The organism is Porphyromonadaceae bacterium W3.11, assembly GCA_030434245.1.
Classification (GTDB): domain Bacteria; phylum Bacteroidota; class Bacteroidia; order Bacteroidales; family Porphyromonadaceae; genus Porphyromonas_A.
Genome location: JAUISX010000008.1, coordinates 1 through 12,179, shown reverse-complemented (window position 1 = coordinate 12,179; position 12,179 = coordinate 1). Strand labels below are relative to the sequence as shown.

The window sequence follows — 12,179 nt, the reverse complement described above, 5'->3', positions numbered from 1 at the left end:
CCCGTGGTCTGAAGTGTCGCTTTCTCATCATCAGTGAATTTGTACCCCAAATATGGGTAATCGAGCTTCGGTTCCTTGCGGATGTTGTGGATGGCTAGACCAATCTCGCCATTCTCATTGGTGCGAAGGGCGAGACGAGCATCTGTGTAGATGCTCTCATTGCCAGCCTTAACCGCAATGGTGACAAGGTCGGACTTCTGCCAATTGAGGAGCTTCTCTAGCTGTCCGCTCTCCTCTAGTCGTTCCTTAGTGACTCCAATGGTCTCCAACTGCTTCCAATCCACCTTATCCTCGGGAATGGCTGTCGCCTTCTTCTGCATAGGGAGAAAGTCCTCAAAGTGAACCTGACTCTTCTCCAGCTCAGCCTTTATCTTTGGGTCTTCTCGCTCAGGCAGCATGGTCTTGAGTGCATCCACGCTCTTCTCTACTCCTTGAGCTGCCACCTTGTACAGCCCGAAGTGGGTCGGGTTATTGAACTGCCTAAGGAAATTGGTCATAAAGTTCTTCAGCAGACCATCCTTATTGTTGAACTTTAGAAAAGCGGCTTGGTTGGCATCTATAGGCTCAGTCGTTTTGAGCTTACCCTGCTTATCCATCCCCGTTACTACAGATAGCTTACCAGCCGCTTTCTCACTCTTTACCTCTGTGCGATCCTCCAGAATCAGCACATACTCCTGATTGTTGTCATTCTGATTCATCTCTCATATTTACTTAGTTAATAATCGACTTCTAAGCAAATATATGGGAGATGGCAATGCGATTTTCTTTCGGTTAAACAGAGGGAATTAAAATTATAAGACAGGAAGAATTTGCCAATTTTTTCCTGCTCCTTTAGTGCAAGCAGGGATTTAATATGGAGAAAAGACTCTTTTGAATCCGTTTTGGACCTCTCTCCATTAATGATGCAGTATTATGAAAAATGCTTTATATTGTGGAATATACATAAGCACTATTCTTTCAATTTAAACCACGTAATTACACTTCAATATCCAGACGGTAGCCTATACCACGAACGGTGCGAAGACGAATCTTACGATCATTGATAGGGCTTTCCTTAGGGATGAAATCGCTGTATATAGACTTGAAGTAGAACTGATCGAAGAATTTTTACCCCATACTTTGTCGATGATTTCTTCGGACTTTATCTCCTGACCTATCTTGTCCATTAGAAATCGCAGAATAACTGCAGGAATAGGACTTATAGATATCGCTTCTCCATTAGGATAGAAAATCACCCCTTTTGAAAATGAAACCTTAAGTGTTGAGAGTGCCACTAAGTCATTATAAGAGTACTCTGGTGCACGATAATGTTCTTCTTTCCTTTTTTTGAGATGTAAATTGATGTATGCCTCGAGGAGATTTGCCGTAAGAGGCTTACCTACAAATGCCTGTGCTCCTGCAAGAATGCCCTGCTCTCTAGTATCGACATCAGTGCTTGAAGATATCAGTATTATTGGTAGCTGAGGGTAGAGTTGTATTACCTCTTTGCAGAGCTCAATTCCACTCTTCGTGCCCAGCCCTAAGTCAATATCCATAAAGACTAAGTCGGGCTGAAAATTGCTTAAGACATTGGTCAGTCCCACGCCATTATTCATATACATGATTTCATAGCCCATAGTTTTCAGCTGTTCGCTGATTTCAGCTCCAAAGTAGAGCGTATCATCTATTAGTAAAATCTTAGTTTGATTCATGCTTTTATCGGCACATTGATCGTAAATTTACTACCTCCTTCAATTTTCTCATAGAGGAGACAGCCACCCAAAGCATTCATGATGCGTATTGCGGTGATGAGTCCCACCCCATGCCCTGTGATGATACCATTAACTGTCTCTATACTATTTTTCTCAGAGAAGCAGACCTTCTTCCTTGCGATTGGAAGCCCTCCACCATTGTCCGAAATAGAGATAAGAAGCATTTCTTCCTTCTCCACCACATCAACCGCTATCTTAGGGCTTTCTCCCGAGTACCTAACTGCATTGTCCATCAGAATGCGTAGCAATATCGTAGTGTGCTCGATGGGCAGGTTGTAGCTCTTATCGGTATTTGCATTGATGGTAAAGTAGGGAGAGATTGTGGAGTAGGTAGAAATAAGTTCGTCCTCTATCTGCTCTATTGTGTCTATTAGATAGTCCTCCTCAAAGTCACTTTCATTGCAATATGTGAGCTTAGGAATCGTCAGTAATTCATCCACTTTAGTAACCAGACGATCTATTTGCAGATTGCCTTCATTGACTTGAGTAGCTATATCGATCTCTTTTTCAGCCATTGTGATATGAATACGCTCCAATAGAGCTTTGGTATAGGAAAGGGGAGTCTTGAGGTCATGAACCAGCCCAAAGAAATATTGCTCATTTACTTTTTGGTAGTGTCTCTCCCTCTCTATCTGACGGAGCAGTCTCGCAAAGCTTATACCAATGATCAGCGTTATTACAAGAACGATGAAGAGTAGCAATATTAGCCCCTTTTGCTCTGGTAACATATCGGATTTACCCCACATCTTGATAACGTGGCTATCACTATCGATGACGATAGGATATTCACTTCTAAAGCTATAGATTCCCCATCCTTTACTCTTCAGTTCACGAGTTAGTTCTTGCTTATCTATTCTACTTCCCTCAATAGACACCGTAAGTGATGTGAAATTTAGGTTAGCACCATTTACCAGCAATGAGTCTGTAAAAGAAGAGAGGAATTTAGGGTCTTCAATAATTGCATGTGTAATCATCAGCATTTCTAATCCATCACTTAATTTGGTGTCAAGCGTAGCAACTTTAAAACCAACAGGAATAGAATCGCTGTCTATAGGCTTAAGAGCAAAACTGGGATATTCAGAATTGGTCATTTTCGCAAGAAATTTTTCTTGCCCATATTTTTTAGCAGAATTGATTAGGAGTTGATCAATCTTCTTCTGAATAGTATTTTGAGTCATATGGTATTCATTAGCAATCCTATACCCTTCGAAAACTATAAGGGACAGCATTGCTATACAAACCAGGAGTATATTTCGTTGTATTGCTATTTTAGAGGACATATTTCATATTATTTATATGATAACAGTTATAATAGACCAACCCACAAATATAAGCAAACCATTCCAATTCCAACCTACTGAATCTAAAGATGTTTTTTGCTTAAATAATCGTTTAGATTCGATAGGGGAATTCTTAAATAATATCTCTATGTTTGAGGAGTAATAACATCTACTAATTTTATATTAGCATTATGAAAGAGATATTATCAACAACTGAGCTATCAATAGTAACTGGAGGCAATGGAAACTCTAGTGCAGAGGAAAAAGGAATGGTTGTCATCATCAATGGGAAAAAATACATCCTTTTGCCAAATGGGGTAGTAATTCCATTAGAGGAATATTAAATGCAGAAAAGAATATTTCCTGTGTGAGAGAAAGTCTACGTTGGTATAGTTTACTCATGAACACCTTGGTGGGATTAAACAATTAGGACAGAATTTGGGCGTTTTTCTGTGCAAATAATGGAAAAACTATAGTGTAATACAACTTTATGAAAGTGAATGAATAGGCATATTAGATGAATACAAAGACTATAGTAGTTTCAGGTATATAAGAGATACTGATAGAACTTACTATTGAAATACAAATAGGAAAAAATATCTACAGAGCTCGTAGAGTAGAGGTTGGTACGCCTCGAAAGCGGAGGACGTGTCCTCCATTTATTGCATAAATCTTGCGTTACTGATCATAATGCAAAGAGAAAGCAACATAACCGACTATTATGGTACAAAACAGTCCAGACCTTACTGTAAAAGGGGCGGATATCGAAAAGCCTAAAGAGTAGATAGTATAACACAACTCTAACATTTAGTAATTATGAATACGTTTTCTTTAGAGGAGCTTAATTCTCTAGACTTAATTGAGATTAAAGGTGGCATGGGTTCTGCAGATTATGAAACAATTCAGAATCAATGCCCTAATGAAGTTGCTGGCTGTGCATGTACTATTAAAATAGAACGTGGCACACAAACTCAAAATTAATTCTTTCCTGTGAGCTTTTAAGCTAGTCTTGTAAAACAATGGAGGTGCATTTTTGCACCTCCTATAATTATAATTAATGATATGAAAGAAAGTCAATATAATTATTACTTCGAAAAAGAAGAATTCTCATATTTTTTCAATGGATTAAATAAAACTTATTTCAGGATTCCAATTGAATTGGGTAAAAAAATACAGCTTTCTTTAAAGTCTGATATAGATTCATTTTTCCGAATTGGAAATTTTGGAGAGAAACTTTATAATGAAGGGTTTATTGTTGATGATAATAAGAATGAACTTAAAGAGATTTTTCGACGAAAAGAATTAGAAAAAACTAAAAAAGATTATTTCTTGGTAATCCTTCCAACATTAAATTGTAATTTTAGTTGCTGGTACTGTATACAAGATCATATCGAATCAGTAATGTCTGATGAGACAATTGATAAATTAAAAAAGCATATTGAATACATGATTAATGATATGAAAATTGAATCATTGCACATTGAGTGGTTTGGAGGCGAGCCTTTTATGTATTTCAATAGAGTTATCAAACCAATTGCCAGCTTTGCACAGAAAATTTGTTTAGAAAATAATATCGATTTTGAACATTCTGCCACAACTAATGGCTTCTATTTGACTAAGGATATATATTCTGACCTAAAGGCTCTCGAACTAAGAAGATTTCATATCACATTAGATGGTAATAAGTTGAAGCATGATGAAGTGAAATATTGTGACGATTGTGGTTCTGCTTTTACACAGACCCTTACAAATATCAACGGGATATTATCCTACGATCCCAATGCTAACTTAATACTCCGTATAAATTATACCAGTGATAATTTAGACCGTTCAATAGTGAGCGATGTCAATCAACTTATACAGCCTGCTAATAGAGGTAGAGTACTAGTAAATCTAAAAAAAGTCTGGCAAGTGAAATGCACAGATGAATTAAATGATGAAGTAAAAGACATCAGATTAGAGTTTGAATCCAGTGGATACAAAGTCACTAAGCTCGAAATAATCACAAATTTTTTAACTTGTTATGTAGAGCGAGATTTTTACAATGCCATAAATTTCAATGGAGAAGTGGTGAAATGTACAGCAAGTGATGATTTACATACAGGTATCCCTTATGGGGTATTGGATGAAACAGGTGAAATTAAATGGGATCCTGACCATTTGAGAAAATTAAGAGAGAGGAACCTTCCAAAACCGTGTAGTACTTGTCATTACTTGCCAATATGTATGGGACCATGTCCGCACAAAAATAATTTGAATAACAATACTTTCATTTGTAAATTTTCTGATATTAAAAAAGTAATTCCTGAAATGATCATGTCATATATTGATTCACACTATGCATTATGAAACGAAACCATATTATTATATTTTTTGTAGTCGTTATATGTGCATTACCCACATCTTCTTTTGCACAATATGAGATTAAAGGTAGATGTATTGATGAACTTAATAATGACCTTCCATCAGTCCTTGTTAAATTGTATGATGAAACAGGAGGAAAACTAATCTCGAATGTTTTATCAAAACAAAATGGGGAGTTCGTTTTCAATAATATTGAAAGCAAACGGTATTCTCTTCGGCTTTCATTTGTGGGATACATGAATATTGATACATTATTGCTTGTAGATAAAAATATTGATATAGGTGTAATACAGCTTAACCCAGATTCGAAAATACTAGATGAAATAGTGGTGACTGTGCAAGACCTCGAGAGTTTTGGAAATAGAGATGAGATTCGATTGTCGTCAGATGCAGTTAAGGTAGGGAATAACGCTCTTGATGCAATAAGTAGTTTGCCGCAGTTTAAGAAAAACGCGTTGGATGACCAGCTTAAAACTGTCGATAATAGATCTATACTGATTCTTATAGACGGGAGACGTTCAAACAATAGGGAGCTACAACAGTTATCAGCAGAAAATATAAAGAAACTAACCTATTATAGTGAACCACCGGCTAGGTTTGCCCAAGAAAATTTTGGAGCTGTCTTAGAGATTCAAACAAAAAGACAAAAGTCAGAAAGTCATTTTCTTTATTTAGATACCAAAAACTCCTTCACTACAGGGTATGGCACCAATATGATTAACTATACATATACAAATGAGAAAAATCAACTTACTTTGGCTTATTTCCATGACTATCGATCACTCAACGATAATAGAATGAATAATTACTATAAATATAGTAATAAATCAATCAACGAATATAAAGGTAATCCAGGTAGTTATCGTGGGATATATCATATTGCTCAAGTTAGATATAGTAGATATTTTGTGAACGATGCTTTCTTAACGTCGCAAGTTCAGTATAATGGAAATCCCGGACATGAGAAATACAGTCAAGAAGTAATAAAAATAAACAATGGTTCAACAACACTAGGTAAGAGTGAGCGAGATCTCAGAAGTAATTATAATAGCTGGAGTTTAGATTTGTATTACCACCAGCCTCTAGGTGAAAATAAAGTATTAGGAGTGAATCTAGTAAATTACCTAACAAATTCAAGTTCCGATAATGTTTTGAACAGAACAATGGACAGTAATTTAGATGATTATAACTATGTTTATCGGAATTTGACAAAGAACAATTCTGTCTCCTCTACGGCTGAGATTTTATATAGAAATAATGCTTGGAACTTTGGGGTTCGTAATTCGTACAACTATTTGATTCAGACCATAGGAACAGAATCAGATACGAACCAGAAGATTACAAAAAATACATTATATGGATATGCTGACTACTCCGGTAGAATGAATAAGCTCAGCTATAATGTAGGAGTAGGCGTCGAATATTCTTTATACAAGAGTAGAAATAATCAGCCGTCTCATTATGTAGTGCCAAGACCATCATTTACTTTAAATTACAAGTTGTCCCCAGGCAGTTCAATACGGTTTGTATCGGTAATACAGTCTACTTTACCTTCACTTGGATATCTTGCCGATTCTCGTATTGCTATTGATGAAAAATATTTCTTTAAAGGAAACCCAACGCTTAGACCATATTATATGTCTGTCAATAAACTGAATCTTCAGTGGAGCTCAAAAGATAATAACTATTATTTTTCCTCTTCATTAAATTATAATTACTCTGTAAAACCATTTGCGCCAGTTCTTAGATTTGAAGATAATCAGGTAGTAAAGACTTATGGAACTTTAAATAATAGTAAGTCGTATGGTTTGACGTTAAGTGGTAGTGCAAAACTCTTTAAGTATTTCACTCTTCAGCCGTTTTATCAACTAATCAGATATAAGTATAGCACTCCAAATCAAAGAATCAATCATACTGTACATAACGGCGGAATCGGTATTCAAGCGAGCTACAACGAATTCCAGTTTAATAATTACTTGAACTTCCCTTTTACAGATGTAAGTGGGGATTTCTACAAATCTGTTGGGATAAATAATTTTGCTTCTCTAATGTGGAAACATAAAGCAATTTCTTTGTCGCTAGAATGTCTTTATTCATTAAAACCAAATCGAACATACGTTAATCTGCCCAACTTTCAAATGGAGGAAAGTCTTATCTGGAACAATTTTAGAGGACTACTTAATCTGAAGTTTACTTACTACTTCCAAAAAGGTAAATCTAAGAAACAGACTAATGCATTGCTCAGCAATACTAGTAGTGATACTGGTCTCATTCGGGAAAATACGGCAAAATAATGTATCTATAAATAGAGAATAACTAAAGTGTACTTCTTACTTCAGAAAGATGCGATGGACTGTGGACCAGCGTGCTTGGCTATGGTGGTCAAGCACTATGGTCGCCATCCAGATCTTGAGCAGATCCGTGAGGATTGTGCTTTAGGGAAGGATGGGGTGTCTTTGCTGGGCATCAGTAAAGCTGCAGAGAAAAGAGGGTTACACTCGCTGGGTGGTCGTATTACACTTGAGACACTAGCAAATGAAGCTCCGCTCCCCTGTATTGCACATTGGAATCAGAATCATTTTGTAGTTGTTTATAAGATCAAGAGGCTTCGTAAGGGTAATTATAGGGTCTATGTCGCAGACCCTGGGAAAGGATTGCTCACTTACACCAAGGAGGAGTTTTGCGAGCATTGGGTGAGTACCAAGACTAATGGGGAGGAGAAAGGTATAGTCCTACTCTTAGAGCCGACAGATGAGTTTTACAGCCAAGAAGTGACTGATGGCGGAAAGCTCGAGAAAGGTAATCGGCTGACCTTCCTTTGGAGCTATGTCAAGAAGTATCGTAGGTATTTTGGTCAGATCATACTGGGGTTATTGTTGGGGTCGTTGATACAGCTCGTTTTCCCTTTTCTTACTCAGGCAATAGTTGACACTGGCATCGGAGGGCGTGATATTGGTTTCATCTGGCTGGTATTGCTGGCTCAGTTGATGCTCCTCTTTAGCCGTACAGCGATTAGCTTTATCCGCTCCAAGCTGCTGCTTCACATTTCTACTCGTATCAATATTTCCCTCATCAGTGACTTCTTCATCAAGCTGATGAAGCTACCGATGAAGTTCTTTGACACCAAGCTATTGGGTGATCTATTACAGAGAATTGAAGATCATAGGAGGGTGGAGCAGTTTTTGACCTCCAATAGCCTATCTCTACTATTCTCATTCTTCACCTTTATTATTTTTAGCATTGTTCTTTCCTACTACAACCTACTGATATTCGGAGTATTTGTTATCGGTACGCTCCTCTATGCTGGTTGGATTACTTTATTCCTAAAGACGCGAAGGACACTTGACTACAAGTACTTTGAGCAAGCCGGACGGAATCGTAATGTGACCTATCAGCTCATCAATGGTATGCAGGAGATAAAGCTACAGGGGTGTGAGCAGCGAAAACGATGGGAATGGGAGGATGTGCAAGCCGATTTATTCAAAGTCAATCTTCAGAGCCTCAATCTCCAGCAAGTACAACAGGCTGGAAGTATTACCATCAACGAGGTGAAGAATATCCTCATTACCGTTCTTGCTGCCACTGCCGTAATACACGGGGACATGACTTTGGGTATGATGCTGGCGGTGCAGTACATCATCGGACAACTAAATAGCCCTGTGGAGCAACTCATCCAATTCATCTACTCGTGGCAAGATGTCAGCATCAGCCTTGATCGTATGAATGAAATACATACAGAGGAGAACGAGGAGAATAGTGACCGACATGTCACCAGTTTCGCGCAGAACAACTTAGACCTCAAGGTGGAAAATCTTTCATTTAAGTACGACATTTATAGCCCAACACCTATCTTAGACAATCTCAATCTCACCATCCCCAATGGCAAGGTAACAGCTATAGTGGGCGCCAGTGGAAGCGGAAAGACCACTTTGATTAAGCTACTGCTTGGGTATTATTCACCGTTAGAGGGCAGTATAAAGGTATCAGGAAGAGACCTCGAGGAGTACAATCTTAGCTGGTGGCGAAGTCACTGCGGAGCAGTAATGCAGGAAGGGTATCTCTTCAGTGACACCATCGCTCGGAATATCGCCATAAGTGACGACACTCCAGATATTGATCGAATAAGAGCCGCGGCCAGTACGGCAAACATTGCAGACCATATAGAGAGCCTACCACTTGCGTACAATACGATGATAGGACAGGATGGTCAAGGGATTAGTCAGGGGCAAAGACAACGAGTACTGATTGCCAGAATGGTCTATAAAGACCCTACATTTGTATTTCTAGACGAAGCTACGAATGCCCTGGATGCGAATAATGAGCGAGCGATTACTGAGAAGCTAGAAAACTTCTACAAGGGGAAAACGGTAGTGGTAGTGGCTCACCGGCTCTCTACTGTCCGTAACGCCGACCAAATTGTCGTACTGGACAAAGGAAAGATTGTAGAAGTTGGCAATCACGAAAGTTTGACTACAAATCGTGGTAAGTACTATGAGCTAGTTAAGAACCAATTGGAGCTAGGCAACTGATATGGAAGACAAAGAGAGAACCTACGAACTAAGAAGCGAGAAAGTGCGGAGTATTGTAGGACAAATACCTCCTGCACTTGTCAGATACGGCACTATCATTCTATTTGCCGTCTTGTTGGTTTTGTTTGGTATTGCTTACTTCATGCCGTACAAGCAAGTCTATTCAGGCACGATCACATTTTACGATATTTCGGAGCCTGCTACAACAGCCTATATCACCTTTGTCAATGACAAATCTCTGACAAGTATTGACAAGTCTACTTCTCTCACAATCCATCTTGAGGCACAAAACTTGGATGTACAATTGAGAAGCATAGAGAATAGACGAGATACTCTTAATCGCTATCCTGTAATTATTCAAGTAAATAAGGGGTATCAAAACATAGCTAATCTTAAGAATAGCACATCTGACTTTACTTTAGTAGAGAGTTCAGACAATCTATTGTCACACATTTTACCGCTAAAGAGAAGAAGCGATAGAAAGTGTAACCAGCCAGAAGATTAAAACAAACAAGATATATGTGTTTTGAATTAACAAGAAATAGAATCTTATTCCAACAAACTATACCTCAGTCGACCGAGGAGAATGAGACTGGTCATCTCTTTTTTGTGCTGACGAGCCATTATGAAAGTCAAAACCAACAGATAATGCGGGTATTGACGACGACCGAATTCTCTATATGTACCCCTTTTCTAAAAGGGCTTACTTGTGTAATGTATTTTACCAAGCACTTGTTTTACTAACTTTTAAAAATTATCATTATGTCAACAATGAATTTATCGACTTCTTTCCTAGAGGTTTTACGAGAAGAGGAAATGGTTTATCTTGAAGGAGGAAGTTTCATGAACGAGGAGAGCCGAAGCCAAACTAATAATGGTAGTGGCAAATGTGAAGGAACAAATAACGCAGATGGTCGTTGTTCTGGAACTAACAATGCAGATGGCTTATGCCATGCAACAATTGAAATGAGTTAAATTTAGGCAGGGTGTTTAAGTGTTCTACGATCTCTGAATTTAATGACGAAAACTCTCTTGGATCTTTTAATTTGGGAACTGGAGAAGTCACTTGGGATAAAAGCAAAAAAGCTGAATGGCTTAAAGATTTAACACAAGAGAAATGCAAACAATGCAAATGGTACCCAGTTTGCCTAGGTCCTTGTAATCGTCAACTCATTGCGCACAAAGGAAAAGATATATGCACATTCGATGCGATGAATATGGATACTACAGACTATTTATTGTATTCTTATAGATATCACAGACTTAAGATAGAATTAGAAAAAGAATCGAATCAAATGTAACCTTAACTTATTGCTATCACTATGGGGAAAAAATATAGGAAGTTTTTTTTGATACTGATTTTTGTATTGTTAAACATGAAAGGCATATACGCACAAAATCAGTTTAAAGGAATTGTAGTAAATATAGATGGAGAACCAATCACTGGTGCTCAGTTGATGCTCTCTGAGGGTGATCAACTGGTGGCTATTTCTCTTGCCAGTGAGGAGGGCAAGTTTTCAATTGAGAATATCCCATCGGGGACATTCCTATTGGAGATCAACGCTTTGGGCTATGCTGAGTATGTACAGACTTTTACTTTTGATAAAGACTTATTGGATCTACGGTTTGTACTACAACCTGATAGCGCTATGACACTTGGAGAGTTGGAGGTTGTTGGTGATCGAGTAAGGCAAACAGCTACTGGAGAGGTATACTTTTTAAGTGAAAAAGCAAAGAGTAGTCGTAATCCTTTTGTGGCACTTAGTGAAATCCCTCGCCTAAGGGTAAACGTTGCAATACAGAGCATCAAGATGGAGGATGGCACCAGTCCGATTGTATTGGTGGATGGCAAGCCAGTAAATACTGGAGTAAACCCTATCAATCCTGAGGATATTGCCTCTGTAGAGATGATTGAAGTCGTGAGTGCTAGATATCTACAAAAGGGGTATCAGAATATACTCAATATAAAGCTCAAGAGCAAGCGTCGCCCCTATCAATTTTTCCAAGTGGCGGCTAGAAGCGATATTTTACCAGGCAATGGATTTGGAGTAGGATATTTTGAGGTGGGGAATACTAAAGTATCTCTTTTCGGTCGTTTGTCTCTCAATGGCACGCTTAATCGTAATAGCGACTATGAGCAATGGCAGGAGGATACTGATTTTCACAAAGCTAGCAAGGGCGCTTCTTTAGTCAATAACCGTGGCGTGAATGGTGACCTAATCCTCAAATGGCAGATTGGGGAGAGGGACTATATG

The 12,179-nt window shown here is 38.2% G+C and carries 12 protein-coding genes; 9 read left to right on the top strand and 3 right to left on the bottom strand.

What is annotated here, in order from left to right:
• The 3 genes from QYZ87_10850 to QYZ87_10840 all read right to left on the bottom strand — a co-directional run.
• On the bottom strand, window positions 1-698 hold a 698-nt coding region (locus QYZ87_10850), incomplete at its 3' end, for a DUF4099 domain-containing protein (GenBank protein ID MDN4755004.1).
• Between the two features lie 303 nt (window positions 699-1,001).
• Entirely contained in the window at window positions 1,002-1,691 is a 690-nt protein-coding gene (locus tag QYZ87_10845; protein ID MDN4755003.1) for a response regulator, read from the bottom strand.
• Window positions 1,688-2,929 carry a HAMP domain-containing sensor histidine kinase gene (locus QYZ87_10840; protein MDN4755002.1) on the bottom strand — a complete coding sequence of 414 codons (1,242 nt, stop codon included), beginning with the start codon at window positions 2,927-2,929 and terminating at the stop codon, window positions 1,688-1,690. Before QYZ87_10840 ends, QYZ87_10845 begins: the two co-directional genes overlap by 4 nt.
• A gap of 293 nt (window positions 2,930-3,222) precedes the next feature.
• Between QYZ87_10840 and QYZ87_10835 the strand changes: the two genes are divergently transcribed.
• The 9 genes from QYZ87_10835 to QYZ87_10795 form a co-directional block, all read left to right on the top strand.
• On the top strand, window positions 3,223-3,375 hold the full coding sequence (locus QYZ87_10835) for a hypothetical protein (protein ID MDN4755001.1): 153 nt from the start codon (window positions 3,223-3,225) through the stop codon (window positions 3,373-3,375).
• A 472-nt stretch (window positions 3,376-3,847) separates the two neighbouring features.
• Window positions 3,848-4,012 carry a hypothetical protein gene (locus QYZ87_10830; protein ID MDN4755000.1) on the top strand — a complete coding sequence of 55 codons (165 nt, stop codon included), beginning with the start codon at window positions 3,848-3,850 and terminating at the stop codon, window positions 4,010-4,012.
• A gap of 81 nt (window positions 4,013-4,093) precedes the next feature.
• The gene (locus QYZ87_10825) at window positions 4,094-5,380 is read left to right on the top strand and encodes a radical SAM protein (GenBank protein MDN4754999.1); all 1,287 of its coding nucleotides are present in this window, start codon (window positions 4,094-4,096) and stop codon (window positions 5,378-5,380) included.
• On the top strand, window positions 5,377-7,689 hold the full coding sequence (locus tag QYZ87_10820) for an outer membrane beta-barrel protein (protein MDN4754998.1): 2,313 nt from the start codon (window positions 5,377-5,379) through the stop codon (window positions 7,687-7,689). The genes QYZ87_10825 and QYZ87_10820 overlap by 4 nt, the downstream gene beginning before the upstream one ends.
• A 27-nt stretch (window positions 7,690-7,716) precedes the next feature.
• Window positions 7,717-9,924, top strand: coding sequence for a peptidase domain-containing ABC transporter (locus QYZ87_10815; protein ID MDN4754997.1), 2,208 nt, complete (start codon window positions 7,717-7,719; stop codon window positions 9,922-9,924).
• Window position 9,925: 1 nt separating this feature from the next.
• Window positions 9,926-10,429 (top strand): hypothetical protein, encoded by a 504-nt coding sequence (locus tag QYZ87_10810; GenBank protein MDN4754996.1) that lies wholly within the window; start codon window positions 9,926-9,928, stop codon window positions 10,427-10,429.
• A gap of 257 nt (window positions 10,430-10,686) precedes the next feature.
• Window positions 10,687-10,899 carry a hypothetical protein gene (locus QYZ87_10805; protein MDN4754995.1) on the top strand — a complete coding sequence of 71 codons (213 nt, stop codon included), beginning with the start codon at window positions 10,687-10,689 and terminating at the stop codon, window positions 10,897-10,899.
• A gap of 11 nt (window positions 10,900-10,910) precedes the next feature.
• Window positions 10,911-11,225 (top strand): SPASM domain-containing protein, encoded by a 315-nt coding sequence (locus QYZ87_10800; GenBank protein ID MDN4754994.1) that lies wholly within the window; start codon window positions 10,911-10,913, stop codon window positions 11,223-11,225.
• Between the two features lie 75 nt (window positions 11,226-11,300).
• A partial coding sequence (locus tag QYZ87_10795; GenBank protein ID MDN4754993.1) for a carboxypeptidase regulatory-like domain-containing protein occupies window positions 11,301-12,179 on the top strand: 879 nt, incomplete at its 3' end.

Excerpts from the sequence above, each read along its gene's own strand:
- QYZ87_10845 (MDN4755003.1), bottom strand. The coding sequence starts at position 1,691 with ATGAATCAAACTAAGATTTTACTAATAGATGATACGCTCTACTTTGGA.
- QYZ87_10840 (MDN4755002.1), bottom strand. The coding sequence starts at position 2,929 with ATGACTCAAAATACTATTCAGAAGAAGATTGATCAACTCCTAATCAAT.
- QYZ87_10835 (MDN4755001.1), top strand. The coding sequence starts at position 3,223 with ATGAAAGAGATATTATCAACAACTGAGCTATCAATAGTAACTGGAGGC.
- QYZ87_10830 (MDN4755000.1), top strand. The coding sequence starts at position 3,848 with ATGAATACGTTTTCTTTAGAGGAGCTTAATTCTCTAGACTTAATTGAG.
- QYZ87_10825 (MDN4754999.1), top strand. The coding sequence starts at position 4,094 with ATGAAAGAAAGTCAATATAATTATTACTTCGAAAAAGAAGAATTCTCA.
- QYZ87_10820 (MDN4754998.1), top strand. The coding sequence starts at position 5,377 with ATGAAACGAAACCATATTATTATATTTTTTGTAGTCGTTATATGTGCA.
- QYZ87_10810 (MDN4754996.1), top strand. The coding sequence starts at position 9,926 with ATGGAAGACAAAGAGAGAACCTACGAACTAAGAAGCGAGAAAGTGCGG.
- QYZ87_10805 (MDN4754995.1), top strand. The coding sequence starts at position 10,687 with ATGTCAACAATGAATTTATCGACTTCTTTCCTAGAGGTTTTACGAGAA.